The organism is Streptomyces sp. NPDC051133, assembly GCF_040682635.1.
Lineage (GTDB): Bacteria > Actinomycetota > Actinomycetes > Streptomycetales > Streptomycetaceae > Streptomyces.
The window spans coordinates 60,990-82,583 of record NZ_JBFBBK010000032.1 but is presented as its reverse complement, the minus strand read 5'-3'; the positions used below and the strand labels follow the sequence as shown (position 1 = coordinate 82,583).

Below are 21,594 nucleotides of genomic sequence, written 5' to 3'. Positions count from 1 at the left end.
TGTTCGCAGGGGCTACTTCTTCTTGCCCTGGTTCTTGACCGCCTCGATCGCCGCCGCGGCGGCCTCCGGGTCGAGGTACTTGCCGCCGGGGGTGACCGGCTTGAACTCGGCGTCGAGCTCGTAGTAGAGCGGGATGCCCGTCGGGATGTTCAGGCCCGCGATGTCGGCGTCGGAGATGCCGTCCAGGTGCTTGACCAGGGCGCGCAGCGAGTTGCCGTGGGCCGCGACCAGGACGGTGCGGCCGGTCAGCAGGTCGGGGACGATGTCGTCGAACCAGTACGGCAGCATCCGGTGGACGACGTCCTTCAGGCACTCCGTCCTCGGGCGCAGCTCCGGCGGGAGCGTGGCGTAGCGCGCGTCGTCGAACTGGGAGAACTCCGAGTCGTCGGCGAGCGGCGGGGGCGGGGTGTCGTACGAGCGGCGCCAGAGCATGAACTGCTCCTCGCCGAACTCGGCCAGCGTCGCCGCCTTGTCCTTGCCCTGCAGGGCGCCGTAGTGGCGCTCGTTCAGGCGCCAGCTGCGGTGGACCGGGATCCAGTGGCGGTCCGCGGCCTCCAGGGCCAGCTGGGCCGTGCGGATCGCGCGCTTCTGGAGGGACGTGTGGACCACGTCGGGCAGGAGGTCGGCGTCCTTCAGGAGCTCGCCACCGCGGACCGCCTCCTTCTCGCCCTTCTCGTTCAGGTTGACGTCCACCCAGCCGGTGAACAGGTTCTTCGCGTTCCACTCGCTCTCGCCGTGGCGGAGGAGGATCAGCTTGTACGGTGCGTCGGCCATGGGTCAGAGCGTAATCGACGCGTTCGGGGCGCTGCCCGGACCGGCCGGTGGGTGGACGATTGCCGGTCTCTGTTAATCGAGGAGCCATCGGCCGACCGGTGCGGGTAAGCTGTGCCCACCGCTTCAGTCACTTACAGCGCCCGAGCCGGGGTGCCGTGTCCTCATGGGGGTTCCGTCATGTCCGCCGCCGGTCTCAGACGTGCCGCCCGGGAGACCGTCTCGGGGCTCCCCCGTGAGTTCTGGTGGCTGTGGACCAGCACCCTGGTCAACCGGCTGGGCGCGTTCGTGGCCACGTTCATGGCCCTCTACCTCACCCTCGACCGCGGGTACTCCGCCTCCTACGCCGGTCTCGTCGCCTCGCTGTACGGGCTCGGCGGGGTCGTCTCCTCGCTGGGGGCCGGGGTGATGGCCGACCGGCTGGGCAGGCGGCCGACCCTGCTCATCGCGCAGACCGCCACCGCCGGCTCGGTCGCGCTGCTCGGGTTCATGACCGACCCCGCCGCCATCGCGGCCGTCGCCTTCGCCGTCGGCATGGCCACCAACGCCTCCCGGCCGGCGGTGCAGGCGATGATGGCGGACATCGTCCGGCCCGAGGACCGGGTGCGGGCCTTCTCGCTGAACTACTGGGCCATCAACCTCGGCTTCGCCGTCTCCTCGACCGCCGCCGGGTTCATCGCCGAGGTCAGCTATCGGGCCGGGTTCCTGATCGAGGCCGGGATGACCCTGGCCTGTGCCCTCGTCGTCTTCGCCAAGCTGCCCGAGTCGCGGCCCGCGGCCACGGCCCGGCAGGCGGACGACGAGGTCAGCCTCATGGCCGTGCTGCGCGACGGGCGGTACATGGCCGTCGTCGGGCTGTCCTTCCTCGTCGCGCTGGTCTTCCAGCAGGGGTCCGTCGGACTGCCGGTGGCCATGGGGCGGGCCGGGTTCTCGCCCGCCGACTACGGCCTGGCCATCGCCGTCAACGGCGTCCTGATCGTCGCCCTGCAGATCCCGGTCACCCGGTTCATCCAGCACCGCGACCCGCGCACCCTGCTGATCGTCTCCTCGCTCCTCGCGGGATACGGCTTCGGGCTCACCGCCTTCGCCGGGTCGGTCAGCGTCTTCATGCTCACGGTGTGCGTGTGGACCCTCGCCGAGATCGTCAGCGCGCCGACCCAGACCGGGCTGGTGGTCCTGCTGTCGCCGGTCCACGGGCGCGGGCGCTACCAGGGCATGTACACGCTGTCCTGGGCCGTCGCCTCGCTGGTCGCGCCCCTGATGTCGGGCGCGGTCATCGACCGGCTCGGCGCGGGATGGCTGTGGGGGATGTGCGCCGTGGTGGGGACGATCGCCGGGGTCGGATACGGGGTGCTGATGCGGCGGCTGCCGCCGCAGCGCCCGGCCGTGACCGGCCCGAGGACCGAGGCCGGGGTCCGCGCCGCCTGAACGGCCGAGCCCCCTGCCGGCGCCGGACGCGCGGGCAGGGGGCTCGGTGCACCCGCTCAGAGGGCACCCGTCAAAAGGCACCCCAGCAGAATGCGCCGATCAACAGGCACCGATCAGAGGGCACCGATCAGAAGGCGGCGTTCACGCCGATCTGGTGGGGCTGGCCGAGGGCGCCCAGCGCCTGGCCCTGGACGGCGCCGAGCTGGGACAGCACGTCGGCGCTGCCGAGGGTGACGGAGTCGACGGTGAGGCCGGCTTCGGGGCTCAGACCGCCGGAGACGCCGTCGAGCTCGGCGTCCGCGATCTCGCGGGTCTGTACCTGGTGAGCGGAGTTCATGACAACTGCCCTTCGCATGGGTGGTCCACAGGGGGAAGCGGCCCCGCCGGGGACGGGCGGGAGCTTCGGCCGCAGGCGTGCGCCGTCCTTTCCGGACACGGTGGCGCGATGTCGACGGCGCGAGCGATCAAACCACGGAGCGCACCGGGCATCCAGTCAACCGCCTTCCGCACCCGCACCGTTGGTGGTGACCGGTGACCCATCCGTGCGGGCACGGTCACGCGCCGGGGCCAGTTTCTCCACATGCCGGGCCCTCCTGAGGGGCCGCGGGTCTTGCCACCGCCACGACGACCGGGACATCCCGCACCAACGGAACCCTCCCGGTCCGGGGATGCGGACACGCTGTGCAGATTCCGTTCACGGTCCCGTCCGCGCCCCTCGCGGTCTGCGGTCCTCTTCCTAGCTCAGTCCGAGTGGAGGGGATGTTCACCCCTTCGGTCGACCCACCCACCGGGCTGGTGGTGTGCGTCACACTCAGCCGTGTCACATCCGCGGGCCCCCTCCCGTCAGAGAGGTGTAAGCAGCGACAACCACACAGGAGCAGACCATGGACGCTCGGCTGAACCTCCACACCAACGCCGTCACCGGCCGGCTCTTCAAGCACTTCAACGCGGCGGGCAAGGTCATCGGGGACTCCTCGCTGCCGCACGCCACGCAGGAGCTGGTGAAGATCCGGGCCAGCCAGATCAACGGGTGCGCGTTCTGCACCGACATGCACACCAAGGACGCCACCGCCGCCGGCGAGTCCGCCACGCGGCTGCACCTGGTCGCGGCCTGGCGGGAGGCGACGGTGTTCACCGACGCCGAGCGGGCCGCCCTGGAGCTGACCGAGCAGGGCACCCGGATCGCCGACGCGGCGGGCGGGGTCACCGACGAGGCGTGGGCGGACGCGGCCAAGCACTACGACGAGGACCAGCTGGCCGCGCTGGTCTCCCTCATCGCCCTGATCAACGCCTACAACCGCGCCAACGTCATCGTGCAGCAGCCCGCCGGTGACTACGTGCCCGGCATGTTCGGCTGACGGACGGGCCCGACGGGGGCCCTGAAGGGGTCACGGGTGCATCCGTGACCCCTTCAGCACCTTGTCCACGCCGTTCCGCGGCCCGTACACCGCCAGTCCGACCACGTCCAGATCGGCCGTCGGGACCGCACGCACCGCCGCGCGGTTGTCGCGGTCGTTGCCCGTCGCGAACAGGTCCGCGGTGAAGACGGCGCGGGGCAGGGACCGGCTGAGCGCCCGGTCGTGCGCCGCCTTCAGGGTCTCCTTGGTGCCCTCGAAGACCAGCACGGGCTGGCGGAACATCGGCAGGTAGCCGACCCCGTCCGCGTCCTCGTAGGGCTCGCCGATCACCTCGGGGACCTGGCTGCCCAGGCCGCTGACCAGGAACGCGGTGACGTTGAGGCGCTGCCAGGGCTCCAGGTCCTCGCGCAGCAGCACGGCGATCTTCGTGTCGAAGCGGACGGGCTCGGGGCGGATCGGTTCGGTGTTCATGCAGTGAGACTGCCGGGCGGCCGGGCGGCGGGTCTTGTACGTTTTTTGCGTGGCCGCCGACCAGCAGGAAGTCACCGCCTGGCGCCCGCGCGTACCGGGTGTCGTCGAGGTCTTCCACGCCCACTTCACCGAGTACGCCTATCCGATGCACGTCCACGACGCCTGGACGCTGCTGATCGTGGACGACGGCGCCGTGCGGTACGACCTGGACCGGCACGAGCACGGCACCCCGCACGACACGGTCAGCCTGCTCCCGCCGCACGTGCCGCACAACGGCTCGCCCGCCACTCCGGACGGCTTCCGCAAGCGGGTCGTCTATCTGGACAGCAGCCGGCTCGGCGACGAGTTCATCGGCCCGGCCGTGGACGGGCCCGATCTGCGGGACCCGGTGCTGCGGCTGCGGGTCGGGCAGCTGCACTCCGCGCTCGCCCGGCCCGGTGACGAGCTGGAGGCGGAGAGCAGGCTCGTCCTCGTCGGGGAGCGGCTGCGGGATCATCTGCGGCGGCGGGCCGAGCCGGTGGCCCCGCGCCGGGATCCCGTACTCGGCCGCCGGTTGCGGGAGTTGCTCGACGCCCGGGTCGTCGACGGCATCTCGCTGGAGGAGGCCGCACGGCTGATGCACGCCCATCCCGCCCATCTGGTACGGGCGTTCAGCGGCGCGTACGGCATCGCCCCGCATCAGTACCTGATGTCGCGTCGGGTCGGCCGGGCCCGGCGGCTGCTGCTGGACGGGCTGGCACCGGGCGAGGTGGCCCCGGCCACCGGGTTCTACGACCAGGCCCATCTCACCCGGCACTTCAAGAAGTTGGTCGGGGTGACCCCGGGGCGCTACCGCAGCAGCGCCCGCTGAGCCTCGTACAGGTTGCGCGGGCGTACGGCGTCCGTGGTGCCGTACAGCTCCAGGCGGGAGTGCAGGTCGCCGGTGAAGTCGGGGACGTCGGTCTGGTCGAACTCCGTGACCGTGTTCAGTCCGACGGTCGCCGAGTACGGGGCCAGGCCGTCGATCTTCATCAGTCCGGCGCGCCCGTTGGTCACGCGGATGTTCCAGTGCGTGAAGCGGGCGCCGAACAGGGGGCCCGCGCTGGCGTCCCCGCCGTGGCGGCCGTCGTTGTTCACCGTGATGTCGGTGCGGACGTTCGCGAAGGGCAGGCCGCGGTGGCTGTCGAAGGTGCCCATCCGCATCTCGCCGCGGGACCAGACGTTGTGGGAGGAGAGGCCTTCGACGTTGATGCCGTGCAGCTGGGTGCCGGCCGGCGCGGGGACGGTGCGCTCCTCGATCGTGAAGTCCTCGATCAGGTTGTCGTGGGAGCCCTCGCGGCAGAAGTACGGGTGGTGCGAGCCGCGGCCGGCGACCCGGGTGCCGCGCAGGGTGCAGGCGGAGGCGGCGACCAGGCCGAAGCCGTTGTCGACGTGGCGGACCGTGACGTCGTCCACCCAGCAGTCGTAGGCGCACTGCAGGACGACCCCGTTGTAGCCCTTGTCCAGGAGGTGCGGGGACTGCGGCGTCTGCACCGCCTCCAGGGTCAGGCCCTCGACGCCCGAGCCGGTCAGCTCCGGTACGTGCGTGGTCAGCCGGGGGTCCCACTCGGGGCGTACGTCGAGCGGGAGCGGGCGTTCGAGGGTGACGCGCCGGCCGTGGACGCGGGTGACGCGGACGGGCCATTCGTAGGGGACGTAGGACAGCAGCTTGGTCTTGTCGTCCCAGACGTACGAGGCCGGGCCGGGGCCGCCGCCCGCCATGTGCTGCAGGAGGGTGTGGGCGGGGTCGTCGGCGAGGCGGAGCAGGACCAGCCGGCCCGGGCGCAGTCCGCGGGGGTCGGTGACGGTGACCGTACGGTCGCCCCGGCGGGCCGGTGCGACGGCGGTGAGGGTCGTCCACTCGTCGCGCTTGTTGCCGGTCCAGCCCTCGAAGGGCCAGGCCCGGGAGCGGACGGCGGCCACCAGGGAGTCCCAGCGGGCCCTCGGCGCGAGCCAGATGAGGCCGCCGGCCCAGGACCAGGAGGATTTGTCCCCGCCGTAGCGGGAGCCGTAGGGGCCGATCAGTTCGGTGAGGCTCTTCGTCGCGTACAGGGTCGTGCGGCCGCTGCCGGCGCCGCGCAGGACGACGTTCGAGTCGCCGATGCGGATCAGGCCGTCGATGCGGAAGGTGCCGGGCGGGATGGTGACCGTGCCACCGCCGGCCCGTCCGGCGGCGGCGATGGCACGGTTGATCGCGGGGGCGCAGTCGGTGGTGCCGTCGGGGACGGCACCGTGGTCGGTGACGTCGGCGACGACGCGGGGGCGGGGGAAGCGGGTCGCTCCGCCGCGGTAGCCGGACCGGCCGACGCAGGGGATCTGCGGGTGGGTGACGGGGGTGCGGGTGAACTCCCGCCACAGGGGAGAGACTTCGGCCGCCTGCGCGGTGCCGGTCGCCGCGCCGGTCGCCGCGCCGAGGGCCACCGCCGTGGCGCCGACGAGGAGCGTCCGCCTGCCGATGTGCCCGTGGATCATGTCCCACCACCCCATCACAGTCATGTATATGAACTACGTTCATGAATGCGTTGGCGGTGAGCATGCCACTGCCAGGAGCGAGGAGGGAAGGGGTGCGGCGCGATCAGTCCGTCGGGCGGTCGATCAGGTGCATGAACGCCTCCAGGTTCCGCGTGGGCTCGCCGCGGGAGACCCGCCAGGCGTACTCCTTGCGGATGGAGGAGGCGAAGCCCAGCTCCAGCAGGGTGTTGAAGGCGCCGTCGGCGGCCTCCAGGACCTGGCCGAGCAGGCGGTCGACCGCGTCCGGGGTGACGGCGGCCAGGGGCAGGCGGGCGGTGACGTAGACGTCGCCGAGCCGGTCCACGGCGTAACTCACGCCGTACAGCTTGAGGTTGCGTTCCAGGAGCCAGCGGTGGACGCCCGGCTCGTTCTCGTCGGGGTGGCGGATGACGAAGGCGTTGAGGGAGAGGGAGTGGCGCCCGACGAGGAAGGAGACCGTCGTGGACAGCTTGCGCGTGCCGGGGAGCTTGACCACGTAGGTCCCGGCCTCGGGGCTCTCCCACTCCAGTTCGGCGTCCTCGAAGACGCCTTCCAGCACCTGCCCGGCCTTCTCCACATCACCCATGCGGGGAGCGTACGCGACGGCGGTGGGACTGGGTCGCGGCCGTGTAGACGTCGGCGGTGGTGGCGGCGGCCGTGTCCCAGCCGAAGGACTGCGCGTGCCGGGCGGCGGCCTCACCCATGGTCGCCGCGAGGGCCGGCTCGTCGGCGAACCGGCCCAGCACGCGCGCGTAGTCGGCCGGGTCGTGGCCCTCGACCAGGAAACCGGTCGCGCCGTCGCGCACGGCCACCGGCAGGCCGCCGACCGAGGCCGCGAGCACCGGGGTGCCGGCGGCCTGCGCCTCTATCGCGACCAGGCCGAAGGACTCGCTGTAGGACGGCATGACCAGGACGGACGCGGCGCGGAACCAGTCCGCGAGCTGTTCCTGGCCGACCGGCGGGCGGAAGCGGACGACGTCGGCGATGCCGAGCCGGGCGGCGAGCTTCTGCAGCCCCTCCGGCTTGGCGAGCCCGCTGCCGCTCGGGCCGCCGACGACGGGGACGACGATGCGGGAGCGCAGCTCCGGGCGTTCGTCGAGCAGGACGGCGACCGCGCGCAGCAGGACGTCCGGGGCCTTCAGGGGCTGTATGCGGCCCGCGAAGAGGGGGACCAGGGCGCCCTGGGGCAGGCCGAGCCGGGCGCGGGCCGCGGCACGGCCGTCGGCGGGGCAGAAGCGGTCCAGGTTCACGCCGGGGTGCACGACGGCGACCTTGGCGCGGTCGGCCGCGTAGTGCCGTACGAGCTCGTCGGCCTCCTCGGCCGTGTTGGCGATCAGGCGGTCGGCGGCGGCGACGATCTGGGTCTCGCCGATGACCCGGGCGGCGGGCTCGGGGGTGTCGCCGGTGGCCAGGCTGGCGTTCTTGACCTTGGCCATGGTGTGCATGGCGTGCACCAGGGGGACGCCCCAGCGCTGGGCGGCGAGCCAGCCGACGTGGCCGGAGAGCCAGTAGTGGGAGTGGACGAGGTCGTAGTGGCCGGGGCGGTGGCCGGCCCAGGCCTGCATCACGCCGTGCGTGAAGGCGCACAGCTGGGCCGGGAGGTCCTCCTTGGCGAGGCCTTCGTAGGGGCCCGCGTCGATGTGCCGGACGAGGACGCCGGGGGCCAGTTCGACGGACGGGGGGAGCCCGCCGGCCGTGGACCGGGTGAAGATCTCCACCTCGATGCCGTGCGCGGCCAGCCGCTGGGCCAGCTCCACTATGTAGACGTTCATGCCGCCGGCGTCGCCGGTGCCGGGCTGGTGGAGCGGCGAGGTGTGCACGGAGAGCATGGCGACCCGGCGGGGCCTGCGGAGCAGCCGGAGCCGGGAAGCGGCCGACGGGGAGCGTCGCCCGAGCCTGCTGACGTACTGGCTCACCTGGCTGTCCTCCTTGCTGCGGGCATGCCGAGCGGAGGGCCGACCTCGCCCTCCGACGGGGTCCAACAGCGAGCGGGTGCCCTGCCATTCCTGATCGAGTCCCGATCAAGCGGCTTTACCCAATCATGACCCTCGCGCGCTCAACCTTTCGGGGACGCGAGGGCTGCGCACCGTCGTCGGACGGCCACGCCCCGCGAGGCCCCGACCGGCGCTCGAACCGGCAGAGCAGGCCCCTGGCCGGACCTTGACCTGTGGCGATACAACCTCGGGCAGCGCCCCGTCGCCGGCGGCCGGCGGTACCCGCCTCGCCGGGACCGGCGCCTCCGGGGACACCCCGGCGATCGCGGGTGCGGCGGCCGCGCCGGTCGGGGCCGGTGCCGCATCGTCGTCGCCGGTGCCGCATCGTCGTCGCCGGTGCGCAAGGCGGCCCACGGCTCCCGCCGAGCCCGGGGCCGGTCCGGCCGGCGCCCGTCGGCCGGACCGGTGGCCCGCGCGCCCCGCTTACCCTCGTAGGCATGAGAGCCCGCGCCACCTCCCTCCCCCACCCTCGGCTCCGCCCGAGCGGGGGGAGCCCCGTCGTGGGAACGGTGACGCGCGGGACGACCAACCCCAACCGGCTGCGCCGCATGGACCGCTGGATCGCGGCCACGCACGGCGCGGAGCTGCGGCGCGCCGCGGACCCGGTGGCGGTCGACCTCGGCTACGGCGCGGCGCCCTGGACCGCGGTCGAGCTGCTCGGGCGGCTGCGTACCGTCGCGCCCCGCGCGCGCGTGGTCGGCGTCGAGATCGAACCGGAGCGGGTGGCGGCGGCCCGGCCCTTCGAGCGGGAGGGGCTGGCCTTCCGGCACGGCGGCTTCGAAGTCCCCGTCCCCGGGCGCCCACTGCTCATCCGGGCCGCGAACGTGCTGCGCCAGTACGACGAGGAGCAGGTGGCCGCCGTGTGGGAGCGGCTGCGCGCGCGGCTCGCCCCGGCGGACGCGGGGTCGCGCGGCGGGCTGCTGGTCGAGGGCACGTGCGACGAGATCGGACGGCGGCACGTGTGGGTGGCGCTCGGCCCGGAGGGGCCGCGGACCGTCACCTTCGCCACCCGGCTCGGCTCCCTGGACCGCCCCTCGGACCTCGCCGAGCGGCTGCCGAAGGCGCTGATCCACCGGAACGTGCCGGGTGAGCCGGTGCACGCCTTCCTGCGCGACTTCGACCGCGCCTGGGCCGCCGCCGCGCCCTACGCCGCCTACGGCGCCCGGCAGCGCTGGCTGCGCACGGTGCGGGACCTGGCGGCCGACTGGCCGGTGACGGACTCCCCGGCTCGCTGGCGGCAGGGTGAACTGACCGTGTCCTGGGCCGCGTTGGCGCCCGCCACCGGCTGACACGGGCCGGCGGGCCGGGACCGGTCCGGCCGACGCGCGCCTGCCCTCCCCCGCTCGGGGCGTGTACCGCCGCCGGGGCGTGCGCCGTACACCGCGCGCCCCGCACGGAACGATCTCCGTGCGTCGTTCGTCACATCGGCGAGGAGATCGTTCGTACGGGTGGGTGAAGGGGGAAATCCGACTTCGGACGACCTCTGTCGCTTTGCACGCGGCCGTGGCACGATCCCTCAGGCGACCGTAAGTTACTGACGGTAAATCAGTTTGGGGGACGAGGTATGGGTACGGGCAAGCGCGGCCTGCTCACGGCTGCCCTGACCGTGGTCTGCGCGGTGACCGTGCTCGCGGCGCCCGGCACGGCGTTCGCGTCGGCGCGCACGCCCACGCCCACGCCCACGCCGAGCGGCTCGGCAACTCCCCCGCCGAGCAAGGACCTCGAAAAGGTCCGCGAGAAGCTCGACGGGCTCTACCACGACGCGGCCGTCGCCACCGACGCCTACAACGCGGCCGAGGAGAAGGCGAAGAAGCAGTCCGCCGAGATCGTCGAGCTGGCGAAGAAGATCGACGCCGGGCAGCGGAAGCTGGCCCGGCTCAAGGACCAGGCAGGCGCGGCGGCCCGGTCCCAGTACCGCACCGGCGGGCTGCCGCCCACCGCCCAGTTCCTGCTCAGTGACGACCCGGGCCAGTTCCTGGACGGCGCCGGCCTGGTGCTCCAGGGTCAGCGGGCGACGAACAAGCTGATCACCGAAGTGACCGGCACCCAGCAGGATTTGCAGGACTACGCCGACGACGCCGCCGCGCAGTGGAAGAAGCTGGACGCGGAGAGCAAGGCCAAGGCCGCGGCCAAGAAGAAGATCCAGCAGCAGATCGAGGCCGCGCAGAAGCTGGAATCGAAGCTGGAGAAGAAGGAGAAGGAGCGGCTCGACCAACTGGAGCGGCAGGCCGCCCTGAAGGCGCAGACGAAGTGGCTGGACACCGGCATCCTCGACAGGATCCACGGCAAGGCCTCCGCGCAGGGCGAGAAGGCGGTCGGGTTCGCCACCGGCCAGCTCGGCAAGCCGTACGTGTGGGGCGCCGAGGGGCCGGACTCCTTCGACTGCTCCGGCCTGACCTCCCAGGCCTGGGCGGCCGCCGGCCACCCGATCCCGCGCACCTCGCAGGAGCAGTGGAAGCAGCTCAAGCACGTCGACGTCAAGGACATGCGCCCCGGCGACCTGATCATCTACTTCGACGACGCCAGCCATGTCGCGATGTACGTCGGCGACGGCGCGATCATCCACGCCCCGCGACCTGGGCGGACCGTGACGGTCGCGGGCGCCGGTTCGATGCCGATCCTGGGGGTCGTACGGCCCGACGCGTGAGCCGGGTCATGTCCCGCCATGTCCCCGTGATGTGCGCCATGTGACCCAGTCCACCACCAACCTCCCCCCAAACCGGGGCCCGACGTGAGCTTCGTCATCCCCGGCCGTCCGGCGGGGTGTCCAACTGCGGTATAGAACGCGGCATATGACAACGGGCTGCGCGCGAGCGGCGCGGCTCACACCATTCCATCGGGGTGGGAGCACCCGCTATGGTCCCGGTCGGTGGCTCGAGACCCCTCGACGCCGCCGTGCCCTCGGGGGGAGGGAAGGAACCCAACACGATGCCCGTACCCGTACCGCGGCAGAGAGCGATCCCGGCCGTGGAGAGTGGTCAGGCGCAGGCCGCCACCGCAGTCGGCGGCCCCCTCAAGGAAGAGGCCCACCGCGACGCCACGCCCACCAGCGGCACCGGCGCCACTCTCACCCTGCTGCTGATCGAGGACGACCCGGCGGCCTCGCCGATCGTGCCCGACCTGCTGGACTCGTCCGGCAAGCCGATCCGCATCCGTACCGCCCGCAACCTCACCGAGGCCGGGCGGCTGCTCACCGACGACGTCCACTGCATCCTGCTCGACCTCGCGCTCCCGGCCCCGGGAGGCAGCGACACCGACGACGAGCTGGCCGTGCTCAAGCACGTCCTGCAGCTCGCGCCCCGGCACGCCGTGCTCGCGCTGACCGCCTCCGGCGACGCCGAGCGCGGCGCCGAGGCCGTGCGCGTCGGCGCCCAGGACTACCTGTTCCGGGACGAGCTGGACGGCCGGCTGCTCAGCCGTGCCATTCGCTACGCGGTGGAGCGGAAGCGGTCCGACAGCGCCGAGCGGCGGCTGGCGGAGGGCCGGCTGCGCGCGCAGGAGAACCGCCGGCTGGAGCGTGGCCTGCTGCCCACCCCGCTGCTGGACGGCTCCGCGCTGCGCTTCGCCGCCCGCTACCGCCCCGGCCGCTCCCGGGCGCTGCTCGGCGGCGACTTCTACGACGCCGTCCGCACCCCGGACGGCACCGTGCACGCCATGATCGGCGACGTCTGCGGCCACGGCCCGGACGAGGCCGCGCTCGGCGTGGAGCTGCGCATCGCCTGGCGCGCGCTGACGCTGGCCGGGCTGTGCGGGGACGAGCTGCTGAGCACGCTGCAGGAGGTGCTGGAGCACGAGCGCGCCGACGAGGAGATCTTCGCGACGCTGTGCACGGTGGACATCGCCCCCGACGGCCGCCGCGCGGGCCTGTGCCTGGCCGGTCACCCGGCCCCGCTGCTCGCCCGCCCGGGCCGGACGGCCCGGCTGCTGCCGTACGACAACAACGGCCCCGCCCTCGGGCTGCTGCCCGGCGCCCGCTGGCCGCGGATGCAGGTGGAGCTGGGCCCGGAGTGGAGCCTGATGCTGTACACCGACGGGCTGATCGAGGGCCGCGTCGGCACGGACGGCGAGCGGCTCGGTCAGGACGGCATGGTGGAGATGATCCGCCGGCAGCTCTCCGAGGGGCTGCGGGGGGAGGCGCTGCTGCGGGCCGCGGTGAGCGAGGTGCGGGATCTCAACGGCGGTGAGCTGACGGACGACGTCGCCGTGGTGCTGCTGGACCGGGCGCCGTAGGGGCTCGCCGCAGGGGGCGGCTCACCCCCTGCCGGGGGCGCCTGTCAGCGCCCGCCGTTCCACGGGCCGTACGGGCCGTCGCTGCTGCTTCCGCGGCGGCGGCGCCAGCCGTTGCCCCCGCCGACCTGCCTGAGCGCGGGGCGTACGTCGACGATGTAGACGATGCTCGCGACCAGGCCGGCGACCGGCAGTATGCCGAGGATCGAGAACATCGCGCTGACCACGAGCGCGATCCCGAGGATGATCAGCCAGAACACCTTGTTCTGCTTGTCGGCCGCGCGGAAGGCGTCCTCGCGCCGGAACGCGGCGTCGAAGAGGCCGAACGCGGCCAGGGCCATGAGGACGATCTTCAAGATCCCCATGAACCCGCTGAAGCCCAACATCAGCATGCTGCCCACCGCCCGCTGTCTCTCCCGATCCGTGCCCGCCGTTCGCGCCGTACGCGGCAACCGTACCCGTAGAACGGGCCGGACACCCCAGAGGTGCCCGGCCCGTCGGTGGCTCTGCCGGTCACTTCGCCGGCGGAGTCGTCTTCTTCGTGGCGGTGGCCTTGCGGGGGGCCGGAGCCTTCTTCGCGGCGGCCTTGCGGTCCGCGGCCGTCTCGGTCCCGTCCTCGGCCGGCTTCGGCTCGCCCTGGACCGGCTCGGGCTTGCCCTCGACGGCGATCGCCAGGTCCTCGATCTCCTCGGCGGCCTCGCCGCGCCAGCCCTTCACGGCCTGCTCGCCGTGCTCGGCGACCTTCTCGTAGGTCTCGCGGGCCTTGACCGCGTACTCGGCGGCGACGCCGACCCCGCGCAGGGCCAGGTCCTGGGCGCTCTCGCCGAGCTTCTTCAGGTCCACGTCGAGGGTGCCGATGAACTCGGTGACCTTCGTCTGCAGGGTCTCCTGCGCCTCCTTGGCCCGGGCCGCGGCCCGCTCCTGGACGGCCTTCGGGTCGGTGTTGCGCACGGCCTCGATGCGGGCCGGGGCCTCGGCGCGCAGCTGCTCGACCAGGGCGGGCACCTTCCTGGCCTGCTGCAGGGCGAGGTCGGCGGTGCCTGCGGCGAAGTAGAGCGGAGTCGGGTCGCTGAGGGTCTTGCGCAGGTCGTCGGTGATGGCCATGGTGATCAGGTCCTCCCGGATTCGCGTTCGGCTGAGGTTGGTGTGGTCCGCGGTGCGGCGGCCGGAGCCCTGGTCCGGCTCATCCGGCCGTCCGCCGCGGGCCTGCGTCGGCATCGTCGGCACCGGCCGTGCGGGTGCCGCGCACGGCGGTGTCGCCGGCCGCGTCCTCCGTCACCGGTGCGCCGCCCTCGTCCGCCGCCGGTTCGCCGCCCCCGAATCCGTTCTCTTTCCGGAAGGACTCGTAGATCTGCAGCAGCACCTGCTTCTGCCGCTCGTTCAGCGAAGGATCGGCGAGGATGACCGCTCGGGTCTCCACCTCGTCCCGGTCCCGTTCGGCGTCGAGGATCCCGGCGCGGACGTACAGCGTCTCGGCGGAGATGCGCAGGGCCTTGGCGACCTGCTGGAGCACCTCCGCGCTGGGCTTGCGCAGCCCGCGCTCGATCTGGCTCAGGTACGGATTGGACACGCCGGCGGCGTCGGCGAGCTGCCGCAGCGAGAGCTGGGCGTTCCGCCGCTGCTCGCGCAGGTACTCACCGAGGTTGCCGACGTTCAGCGATGCCATGCCTCCACCTTGCCCCACCGCCGCTAACAATTGCAAGCATCCGCTTGCAAGAGTGTGTCGCGCCGGGTGGAACGCCGGCCATGGCGCTACATGCCGGCCATGCTGCCGCCGATGAGGCCCGGAGCCAGCGCCGGGACCCAGAAGACGGCGACCGCCAGGGCGATCGAGACGACCCCCACGGCACGGGCCACCAGGCGGCCGGCCGGAGCCAGCCTCTCCACGGTGATCACGAGGGTCAGGGCCACCATGGCCCACAGGTTCATCACGCCGAACGCCGCCAGCAGCAGCATCAACGACCAGCAGCAGCCCAGGCAGAAGGCCCCGTGATGGACTCCGGCGCGCAGATCACGCGAGGGCTTCGGGTACGAGGTGTAGCGCAGCATCATCCCGATCGGCGAGCGGCATTTCGCCAGACAGCGGTCCTTGAGGGGCGTCAGCTGGTAGACGCCGTTGACCGCGAAGACGGCCGCGGCCACCGCGGCCCCCGCCACGGCGGGGAGACGTGCCACCCGGTCCAGGCCGGCGGCCAGCGCGTACGCCGGCAGCCCGGCCGCGGCCCAGACGAGCAGGTAGGCGACCGTGAACACGGTCATGCGCGAGGCCCGGTACACGGTGAGGGTCCGCGCGTACAGCGCGGCGACGGGTGCGGTGGCGGGCAGCATCATCGCGGCCGTCATCAGCGTCCACACGGCCAGGAAGGCGGGCAGGCCCAGGCCCATGGTGCCCGGCATCGCCGCCATGCCGCCCCAGCGCGTCACCACCCAGACCCAGGCGGCGGCCGCCACGGCCAGCAGCACTCCGGCGGGACCCGCCCCGGCGCGGACGGTGACCGGCCGACCGGTCACTCGGACCACGTGAAGGGCGCCGAATGCCCGTTGCCGCCGGAGAAGTCCCAGGACCGGCCGTACACCCCCTGGCCCGTCGCACGGGTGGACCGGGCGATGGTCAGCGTGCTGTTCACCGGGTGGAACATGCCGGTCAGGCCCATCACCGGACCGTCCTCGCCGAACTGCGGGGCGACCTGGTCCTCGATCTGGATGTCGATGGCGTCGCCCACCCGCGCGGCGTGACGGCGGCCGTCGTCGTGGTAGTCGATGGGCACCCGCTGCACGCCGAGGACCTCGCCGATGAGCGGGACGAGCGCCGCCATCGGGCCGCCGGCCCGGCCGGAGAAGACCTTGCCCAGCGCCTCCGCCTGGTCGTCGTCGGCCGAGGCGTCGAGGTACAGCGCCACCTGCCAGCCGCCCTCGGCCATCACCCGGGGCGCGTCGATGAAGACGGCGGCGTTGCGGCCGGAGACGTCCACGCCGTCCACCTCGCCGTCGGCCACGTGGAACGCGAAGGTCACCTGGCAGCGCTCCTGGTCGGCCGGGGCGGTGAGGCCCGAGGTGGTGCACGGGCACACCACGTCGCAGTTGCAGCTCTCCAGGTACGTGCCGTTCAGATTCCAGGGCATGGCTCTCGGCCTCCCTCGTTCACGTCCCCCTCGGTGAAGGGACGGCAACCGGGGGGCCGTTGCGCCCCGCTGCCGCCCGTTTCCAGGCTATTCCCGACGGCCCCCGTCGCGCAGATCCGCGGCCGGCACGGACAACCGGCCCGGGACCGGACGCCCGTCAGCGCGTGACGATGCAGAACGGATGCCCGGCGGGATCGGTGAGGACCCGCCACGTCTCCCCGGGCGCCTGGTGATCCGGCTTGCCCGCACCCAGCGCCAGCAGCCGGGCCTCGGCCTCGTCCAGGCCCTCCGTGACCTTGAAGCAGAGGTGGAGCTGCTGGGGGACGACCTGGTCGGGCCAGCTCGGCGGCCGGTAGTCCGCGACCCGCTGGAAGCCGATGAAGAGCCCGTCCGCGCGGGTGAGACCGGCGAAGTCGGCGTCCGACTTCGGGTGCGGTTCGAAGCCGGTGGCCTGCTGGTAGAACGCCGCCAGGGCCTGTGGGTCGGGGCAGTCGAGCGTGATCGCGGCCAGTTCCATCCGCGGGGACATGGCACCTCCGAGCCGGTCGGTGGACTTTCCTGTCCTCGGGGACGTTATCCGGACGGGCGGGGTCAGTCGGTGACGAGGTCCTCCGGTGCGGAGCGGGCGAGTTGGGCGAGGGTGGCGAGGGCCCGGGAGAGGACCTCCGGGCGGGGTGAGCCGAGGCCGAGGCGGACGGCGTTCGGGGCGTGGTGGGCGCCGACCGTGAATCCGGCGGCGGGCGCCACGCCGATGCCGTGCCGCGCGGCGGCGGCGACGAACGTGTCCGCGCGCCACGGGCGGGGCAGCCGCCACCAGCAGTGGTACGAGCGCGGGTCGCTCTGCACGGCGAACCCGGCGAGGTGTGCCGCCGCCGTCTCCTGCCGTACGGCCGCGTCCCGCTGCTTGGCCTCGACGAGCCTGCGCACGGTGCCGGCCCGCTGCCAGCGGTGGGCGGCCTCCAGGGCGAACCGGGCGGGGGCCCAGCCGCCCGAGCGCAGGGCGGCGACGATCTCGCCCGTCAGGCCTGCGGGCGCCACCACGAAGCCGAGGTTCAGACCGGGGGCGACGCGCTTGCTCAGGCTGTCGATCAGGACGGTCAGCTCGGGGGCGTACGCGGCGAGCGGGGGCAGTTCGTCGCGCAGGAACGACCACACGGCGTCCTCGATCGCGGGGATCCGGAGCCGCAGCAGCACGTCGGCCAGCCGCTCGACGCGCTGCGCGGGCATCGAGAGCGAGAGCGGGTTGTGCAGCCTCGGCTGGACGTAGACGGCGTGCAGCGGCGCTGCGGCGTGGGCCTCCTCGACGGCCTCCGGGATCAGCCCGGCACCGTCCATGGCCAGCGGGACCAGCGTGATGCCGAGCCGGGCGGCGACGGCCTTGACGACCGGGTACGTCAGCTCCTCGACGCCGAGCCGCGCGCCCGGCGGCACGAGGGCGGAGACGACGGCGTTGAGCGCCTGCCGGCCGCCGCTCGCGAACAGGATCCGTGCCGGGTCGGGGCGCCAGCGGCCCGCGGCCAGGAGGTCGGCGGAGGACTCCTGGACGGCCGCCGGGCCCGAGGCGCCGACCGGCCGCAGGACCTCGCCCAGGGCGTCGGGCCGCAGCAGCCCGCCGAGCCCGTCGGCGAGGAGGGCGTTCTGTTCGGGCACGACCGGATAGTTGAGCTCCAGGTCGATCCGGCCGTCGGCGGTTCCGGTGAGCGCGAAGGCGCCGGGCGCGGGCCCCGCGGAGGCCGTGCGGACGAAGGTGCCGCGCCCGACCTCGCCCACGGTCAGGCCGCGGCGGGCCAGTTCCCGGTACACGCGCGTGGCCGTGGAGTTGGCGATGCCGCGCTGCCGCGCGAACTCACGCTGCGGGGGGAGCCGGTCGCCGGGCCGGAGGGCACCGGCCGCGATCTCCCCGGCCACCGTGTCGGCGACGCTGTGGTAGTCCTTCACGCGCCCACCCAACCACAGCATTGCACCGAGTGCAATGAGCGGGAATGGATGTGGATTGCATCGATCGAAGGCAGGCAATAGGCTCCGGTCACCGCCCGAGGTCGGGAAGGGGGCCCAGGTCCGGTGAACACGACCACGCACACGAGGGACTCCCTCGTCGACTCGCTGCGCGAGCACGCGGCGGGCTGGCAGCGGCTACTGAGGGATCCGGGGCTGAGCAGCCGCCGTACGGGTGTGCCCGCATGGTCGCCCCTGGAGCGGGGCTGTCACGTCCGGGACATGTGCCTGCTGTTCCCGCTCCGCCTCGATGCGATCCTGGGGCTTCCACGGATTGCACCGATGGCGTCGGCGGCCGGTCCGGAGGTGCGCTACCGGGACGAGGAGCCGCTGCGGGTGGCATGGGAGCTGGGGCGGGCCGCCACGGCGCTGGCCGACCGCCTCGCCGCACTCGCCCGCCGGCGACTGGGACCGCCACGATCCGCGCCTCGCCGACCCGCGGCTCACCGTCGAGGTCCTCGCCCGCCACCTGGTCCATGACATCGCGCACGACCTCGCGGAGGCCGCGCGCTCGGCCCACCGAACGAACGCCCACCGAGCGAACGTCCACCAAGCGAACGTCCACCAAGCGAACGTCCACCGAGCGAACAAGGGGTCCTGATGGTCGAAGTGAGCGGCGTCCTGGGCGTGGCGGCGGTGGCACTCGGCATGGTGCTCACCCCCGGCCCCAACATGATCTACCTCGTCTCCCGCAGCATCACCCAGGGCAGGCGGGCCGGGCTGATCTCCCTCGGCGGTGTGGCACTGGGCTTCATGGTGTACCTGCTCGCCGCGAACCTGGGTCTGTCGGTGGTCTTCACCGCCGTACCCGAGCTGTACCTCACGGTGAAGCTGGCCGGCGCCGCCTACCTCGCCCTGCTCGCCTGGAACGCCCTGAAGCCGGGCGGCGTCTCCGTCTTCGCCCCGCAGGACGTGCCGCACGACTCGCCCCGCAGGCTGTTCTCGATGGGCCTGATGACGAACCTGCTCAACCCGAAGATCGCCATCATGTACGTGTCGCTCATCCCCCAGTTCGTCGACCTGGACCGGGGGCACGTGCTGCTCCAGGGTCTCGTCCTCGGCTCGGTGCAGATCGTCGTCAGCGTCGCGGTCAACCTGGGCATCGTCCTGGCCGCCGGCACCATCGCCGTCTTCCTCGCCCGCCGCCCCTCCTGGCTCAAGGTGCAGCGGTATCTGATGGGCACGGTGCTCGGCGCCCTCGCGGTCTCCCTGGCCGTGGGTCAGGACTAGCCGTGAGTCAGGACTAGCCGTGGGTCAGGACTAGCCGTGGGTCAGGACTAGCCGTGAGTCAGGATTAGAGAAGCATTGCTCCCGCGCCCCCGCTAGCGTGGCCGGCATGGACCTCACCGCACCGCACGCAGCCGACAGCCACGACCTGATCCGGGTGCACGGCGCCCGGGAGAACAACCTCAAGGACGTCAGCGTCGAGATCCCCAAGCGGCGGCTGACGGTGTTCACCGGTGTCTCCGGCTCGGGCAAGAGCTCACTGGTCTTCGACACGATCGCCGCCGAGTCGCAGCGGCTGATCAACGAGACCTACAGCGCGTTCGTGCAGGGCTTCATGCAGACGCTGGCGCGGCCCGAGGTGGACGTCCTCGACGGGATCACCACCGCGATCATCGTCGACCAGCAGCGGATGGGCGCCGACCCGCGCTCCACGGTCGGTACCGCCACCGACGCCAACGCCATGCTGCGCATCCTCTTCAGCAGGCTCGGCCGGCCGCACATCGGCCCGCCCAAGGCGTACTCCTTCAACGTCGCCTCGGTCAGCGGTGCGGGCGCGATCACCGTGGAGCGGGGCGGGCAGACGGTGAAGGAGCGGCGCAGCTTCAGCATCACCGGCGGCATGTGCCCGCGCTGCGAGGGCCGGGGCTCGGTCACCGACATGGACCTCACCCAGCTCTACGACGAGAACAAGTCCCTCGACGAGGGCGCGCTCTCCGTACCCGGCTACAAGACGGGCGGCTGGAACTACCGGCTCTACACCGAGTCGGGCCTCTACCCCGCCGACAAGCCGATCCGCTCCTTCACCAAGAAGCAGCTGCACGACTTCCTGTACCGCGAGGCGACCCGGATGAAGATCGCGGGCATCAACATGACCTACGAGGGTCTGGTCCCGCGGATCCAGAAGTCGATGCTCTCCAAGGACCGGGAGGGGATGCAGCCGCACATCCGCGAGTTCGTGGACCGGGCGGTCACCTTCGCCACCTGTCCCGAGTGCGAGGGCACCCGGCTGAGCGAGGCGGCGCGGTCCTCGAAGATCGGGGAGGTCAGCATCGCCGACGCGTGCGCGATGCAGATCAGCGACCTGGCCGAGTGGGTGGGCGGCCTGGACGAGCCGTCGGTGGCGCCGCTGCTCGGCTCGCTGCGGCACACGCTGGACTCGTTCGTGGAGATCGGCCTCGGCTATCTCTCGCTGGACCGGCCGGCCGGCACGCTGTCGGGCGGTGAGGCGCAGCGGGTGAAGATGATCCGGCACCTCGGCTCCTCGCTCACCGACGTCACCTACGTCTTCGACGAGCCCACCACCGGTCTGCACCCGCACGACATCCAGCGGATGAACGGCCTGCTGCTGCGGCTGCGGGACAAGGGCAACACGGTGCTGGTCGTGGAGCACAAGCCGGAGGTGATCGCGATCGCCGACCACGTCGTGGACCTCGGTCCCGGCGCCGGTACGGCGGGCGGCACCGTCTGCTTCGAGGGCACCGTCGAGGGGCTGCGGCGGGGCGACACCCTCACCGGCCGTCATCTGGACGACCGGGCCAAGCTCAAGGAGACGGTGCGCAAGGCGAGCGGCACGCTGGAGATCCGCGGGGCAACGGCGCACAACCTGCGCAACGTCGACGTGGACGTGCCGCTCGGTGTGCTGTGCGTCGTCACGGGCGTCGCGGGCTCGGGCAAGAGTTCCCTGATCCACGGGTCGGTGCCGGCGGGCGCCGACGTGGTGTCGATCGACCAGAGCCCGATCCGCGGCTCCCGGCGCAGCAACCCGGCGACGTACACCGGGCTGCTCGACCCGATCCGCAAGGCCTTCGCCAAGGCCAACGGCGTCAAGCCGGCCCTGTTCAGCGCCAATTCCGAGGGTGCCTGCCCCACCTGCAACGGCGCCGGCGTGATCTACACCGACCTGGCGATCATGGCCGGGGTCGCCACTACCTGCGAGGAGTGCGACGGGAAGCGGTTCGACGCGTCGGTCCTGGAGTACCACCTCGGCGGCCGGGACATCAGCGAGGTCCTCGCCATGCCGGTGACGGAGGCCGAGGAGTTCTTCTCCACCGGTGAGGCGCGCACCCCGGCCGCCCACAAGATCCTGGAGCGGATGGCCGACGTGGGTCTCGGCTACCTCACGCTGGGCCAGCCGCTGACGACGCTGTCGGGCGGTGAACGGCAGCGGCTGAAGCTGGCCACGCACATGGCGGACAAGGGCGGTGTCTACGTCCTGGACGAGCCGACCACCGGCCTCCACCTCGCCGACGTGGAGCAACTGCTGGGCCTGCTGGACCGGTTGGTCGACGCGGGCAAGTCGGTCATCGTCATCGAGCACCACCAGGCGGTGATGGCCCACGCCGACTGGATCATCGACCTCGGCCCGGGCGCCGGCCACGACGGCGGCCGGATCGTCTTCGAGGGCACCCCCGCCGACCTCATCTCCGCCCGCTCGACGCTCACCGGTCAGCACCTGGCGGAATACGTCGGAGCGTGACGCTGCACCGCGGGGCC

Annotated in this window: 21 protein-coding genes; 8 read left to right on the top strand and 13 right to left on the bottom strand. The window is 72.6% G+C overall.

Translation table 11 applies throughout. From position 1 onward, the window contains the following. Nucleotides 1–12: 12 nt before the first annotated feature. Nucleotides 13–774: a phosphoglyceromutase gene (locus AB0N17_RS29385; protein WP_366014555.1), complete on the bottom strand. Its 762-nt coding sequence runs from the start codon at nt 772–774 to the stop codon at nt 13–15. A gap of 177 nt (nt 775–951) precedes the next feature. Here AB0N17_RS29385 and AB0N17_RS29380 point away from each other — a divergent pair, with 177 nt between their 5' ends. Further along, the gene (locus AB0N17_RS29380) at nt 952–2,199 is read left to right on the top strand and encodes an MFS transporter (protein WP_366014554.1); all 1,248 of its coding nucleotides are present in this window, start codon (nt 952–954) and stop codon (nt 2,197–2,199) included. Nucleotides 2,200–2,326: 127 nt separating this feature from the next. On the opposite strand, the gene AB0N17_RS29375 is transcribed toward AB0N17_RS29380, so the two are convergent. Further along, on the bottom strand, nt 2,327–2,536 hold the full coding sequence (locus AB0N17_RS29375; protein ID WP_366014553.1) for a hypothetical protein: 210 nt from the start codon (nt 2,534–2,536) through the stop codon (nt 2,327–2,329). Between the two features lie 547 nt (nt 2,537–3,083). On the opposite strand from AB0N17_RS29375, the gene AB0N17_RS29370 reads away from it, so the two are divergent. Then, nucleotides 3,084–3,557 (top strand): carboxymuconolactone decarboxylase family protein, encoded by a 474-nt coding sequence (locus tag AB0N17_RS29370; RefSeq protein ID WP_366014552.1) that lies wholly within the window; start codon nt 3,084–3,086, stop codon nt 3,555–3,557. Between the two features lie 30 nt (nt 3,558–3,587). Here the strand turns inward: AB0N17_RS29370 and AB0N17_RS29365 are convergent, their stop codons facing one another. Further along, entirely contained in the window at nt 3,588–4,028 is a 441-nt protein-coding gene (locus tag AB0N17_RS29365) for a DUF2000 domain-containing protein (RefSeq protein ID WP_366014551.1), read from the bottom strand. Nucleotides 4,029–4,077: 49 nt separating this feature from the next. Between AB0N17_RS29365 and AB0N17_RS29360 the strand changes: the two genes are divergently transcribed. After that, nucleotides 4,078–4,878, top strand: a complete 801-nt coding sequence (locus tag AB0N17_RS29360) for an AraC family transcriptional regulator (protein WP_366014550.1) — start codon at nt 4,078–4,080, stop codon at nt 4,876–4,878. Here AB0N17_RS29360 and AB0N17_RS29355 read toward each other — a convergent pair. From AB0N17_RS29355 to mshA, 3 genes are all read right to left on the bottom strand, one after another. Continuing rightward, on the bottom strand, nt 4,857–6,518 hold the full coding sequence (locus AB0N17_RS29355; RefSeq protein WP_366014549.1) for a glycosyl hydrolase family 28-related protein: 1,662 nt from the start codon (nt 6,516–6,518) through the stop codon (nt 4,857–4,859). The genes AB0N17_RS29360 and AB0N17_RS29355 overlap by 22 nt on opposite strands. Nucleotides 6,519–6,621: 103 nt before the next feature. Next, nucleotides 6,622–7,122 (bottom strand): YbjN domain-containing protein, encoded by a 501-nt coding sequence (locus AB0N17_RS29350; protein ID WP_366014548.1) that lies wholly within the window; start codon nt 7,120–7,122, stop codon nt 6,622–6,624. Beyond that, nucleotides 7,115–8,452: a D-inositol-3-phosphate glycosyltransferase gene (gene mshA / locus AB0N17_RS29345; RefSeq protein ID WP_366014547.1), complete on the bottom strand. Its 1,338-nt coding sequence runs from the start codon at nt 8,450–8,452 to the stop codon at nt 7,115–7,117. Before mshA ends, AB0N17_RS29350 begins: the two co-directional genes overlap by 8 nt. Before the next feature lie 578 nt (nt 8,453–9,030). Between mshA and AB0N17_RS29340 the strand changes: the two genes are divergently transcribed. The 3 genes from AB0N17_RS29340 (at nt 9,031) to AB0N17_RS29330 (ending at nt 12,760) form a co-directional block, all read left to right on the top strand. Beyond that, nucleotides 9,031–9,819, top strand: coding sequence for a class I SAM-dependent methyltransferase (locus AB0N17_RS29340; protein ID WP_366014546.1), 789 nt, complete (start codon nt 9,031–9,033; stop codon nt 9,817–9,819). Nucleotides 9,820–10,094: 275 nt separating this feature from the next. Continuing rightward, nucleotides 10,095–11,177: a C40 family peptidase gene (locus AB0N17_RS29335; protein WP_366014545.1), complete on the top strand. Its 1,083-nt coding sequence runs from the start codon at nt 10,095–10,097 to the stop codon at nt 11,175–11,177. A gap of 281 nt (nt 11,178–11,458) precedes the next feature. After that, nucleotides 11,459–12,760 carry a fused response regulator/phosphatase gene (locus AB0N17_RS29330; protein WP_366014544.1) on the top strand — a complete coding sequence of 434 codons (1,302 nt, stop codon included), beginning with the start codon at nt 11,459–11,461 and terminating at the stop codon, nt 12,758–12,760. A gap of 44 nt (nt 12,761–12,804) precedes the next feature. On the opposite strand, the gene AB0N17_RS29325 is transcribed toward AB0N17_RS29330, so the two are convergent. From AB0N17_RS29325 to AB0N17_RS29295, 7 genes are all read right to left on the bottom strand, one after another. Beyond that, complete coding sequence (locus AB0N17_RS29325; protein ID WP_366014543.1) at nt 12,805–13,149, bottom strand: DUF2516 family protein; 345 nt, start codon at nt 13,147–13,149, stop codon at nt 12,805–12,807. 121 nt (nt 13,150–13,270) lie between these two features. Further along, complete coding sequence (locus AB0N17_RS29320) at nt 13,271–13,861, bottom strand: hypothetical protein (protein WP_366014582.1); 591 nt, start codon at nt 13,859–13,861, stop codon at nt 13,271–13,273. A gap of 79 nt (nt 13,862–13,940) precedes the next feature. Further along, on the bottom strand, nt 13,941–14,423 hold the full coding sequence (locus AB0N17_RS29315; RefSeq protein ID WP_366014542.1) for a helix-turn-helix transcriptional regulator: 483 nt from the start codon (nt 14,421–14,423) through the stop codon (nt 13,941–13,943). A gap of 86 nt (nt 14,424–14,509) precedes the next feature. Then, nucleotides 14,510–15,268: a DUF2182 domain-containing protein gene (locus AB0N17_RS29310; protein WP_366014541.1), complete on the bottom strand. Its 759-nt coding sequence runs from the start codon at nt 15,266–15,268 to the stop codon at nt 14,510–14,512. After that, nucleotides 15,265–15,879 (bottom strand): DUF1326 domain-containing protein, encoded by a 615-nt coding sequence (locus tag AB0N17_RS29305; protein ID WP_366014540.1) that lies wholly within the window; start codon nt 15,877–15,879, stop codon nt 15,265–15,267. Before AB0N17_RS29305 ends, AB0N17_RS29310 begins: the two co-directional genes overlap by 4 nt. Before the next feature lie 157 nt (nt 15,880–16,036). Next, nucleotides 16,037–16,408 (bottom strand): VOC family protein, encoded by a 372-nt coding sequence (locus AB0N17_RS29300; RefSeq protein WP_366014539.1) that lies wholly within the window; start codon nt 16,406–16,408, stop codon nt 16,037–16,039. Nucleotides 16,409–16,470: 62 nt separating this feature from the next. Beyond that, nucleotides 16,471–17,817, bottom strand: coding sequence for a PLP-dependent aminotransferase family protein (locus tag AB0N17_RS29295; RefSeq protein WP_366014581.1), 1,347 nt, complete (start codon nt 17,815–17,817; stop codon nt 16,471–16,473). 657 nt (nt 17,818–18,474) lie between these two features. On the opposite strand from AB0N17_RS29295, the gene AB0N17_RS29290 reads away from it, so the two are divergent. Continuing rightward, nucleotides 18,475–19,104 (top strand): LysE family translocator, encoded by a 630-nt coding sequence (locus AB0N17_RS29290; RefSeq protein ID WP_366014538.1) that lies wholly within the window; start codon nt 18,475–18,477, stop codon nt 19,102–19,104. Between the two features lie 106 nt (nt 19,105–19,210). Beyond that, a complete protein-coding gene (locus tag AB0N17_RS29285) occupies nt 19,211–21,577 on the top strand; it encodes an excinuclease ABC subunit UvrA (RefSeq protein WP_366014537.1) in 2,367 nt (788 codons plus the stop codon). Nucleotides 21,578–21,594: the final 17 nt, after the last annotated feature.

Excerpts from the sequence above, each read along its gene's own strand:
- AB0N17_RS29385 (WP_366014555.1), bottom strand. The coding sequence starts at position 774 with ATGGCCGACGCACCGTACAAGCTGATCCTCCTCCGCCACGGCGAGAGC.
- AB0N17_RS29380 (WP_366014554.1), top strand. The coding sequence starts at position 952 with ATGTCCGCCGCCGGTCTCAGACGTGCCGCCCGGGAGACCGTCTCGGGG.
- AB0N17_RS29375 (WP_366014553.1), bottom strand. The coding sequence starts at position 2,536 with ATGAACTCCGCTCACCAGGTACAGACCCGCGAGATCGCGGACGCCGAG.
- AB0N17_RS29370 (WP_366014552.1), top strand. The coding sequence starts at position 3,084 with ATGGACGCTCGGCTGAACCTCCACACCAACGCCGTCACCGGCCGGCTC.
- AB0N17_RS29365 (WP_366014551.1), bottom strand. The coding sequence starts at position 4,028 with ATGAACACCGAACCGATCCGCCCCGAGCCCGTCCGCTTCGACACGAAG.
- AB0N17_RS29355 (WP_366014549.1), bottom strand. The coding sequence starts at position 6,518 with ATGATCCACGGGCACATCGGCAGGCGGACGCTCCTCGTCGGCGCCACG.
- AB0N17_RS29350 (WP_366014548.1), bottom strand. The coding sequence starts at position 7,122 with ATGGGTGATGTGGAGAAGGCCGGGCAGGTGCTGGAAGGCGTCTTCGAG.
- AB0N17_RS29335 (WP_366014545.1), top strand. The coding sequence starts at position 10,095 with ATGGGTACGGGCAAGCGCGGCCTGCTCACGGCTGCCCTGACCGTGGTC.
- AB0N17_RS29330 (WP_366014544.1), top strand. The coding sequence starts at position 11,459 with ATGCCCGTACCCGTACCGCGGCAGAGAGCGATCCCGGCCGTGGAGAGT.
- AB0N17_RS29325 (WP_366014543.1), bottom strand. The coding sequence starts at position 13,149 with ATGCTGATGTTGGGCTTCAGCGGGTTCATGGGGATCTTGAAGATCGTC.
- AB0N17_RS29320 (WP_366014582.1), bottom strand. The coding sequence starts at position 13,861 with ATGGCCATCACCGACGACCTGCGCAAGACCCTCAGCGACCCGACTCCG.
- AB0N17_RS29315 (WP_366014542.1), bottom strand. The coding sequence starts at position 14,423 with ATGGCATCGCTGAACGTCGGCAACCTCGGTGAGTACCTGCGCGAGCAG.
- AB0N17_RS29305 (WP_366014540.1), bottom strand. The coding sequence starts at position 15,879 with ATGCCCTGGAATCTGAACGGCACGTACCTGGAGAGCTGCAACTGCGAC.
- AB0N17_RS29300 (WP_366014539.1), bottom strand. The coding sequence starts at position 16,408 with ATGTCCCCGCGGATGGAACTGGCCGCGATCACGCTCGACTGCCCCGAC.
- AB0N17_RS29290 (WP_366014538.1), top strand. The coding sequence starts at position 18,475 with ATGGTCGAAGTGAGCGGCGTCCTGGGCGTGGCGGCGGTGGCACTCGGC.
- AB0N17_RS29285 (WP_366014537.1), top strand. The coding sequence starts at position 19,211 with ATGGACCTCACCGCACCGCACGCAGCCGACAGCCACGACCTGATCCGG.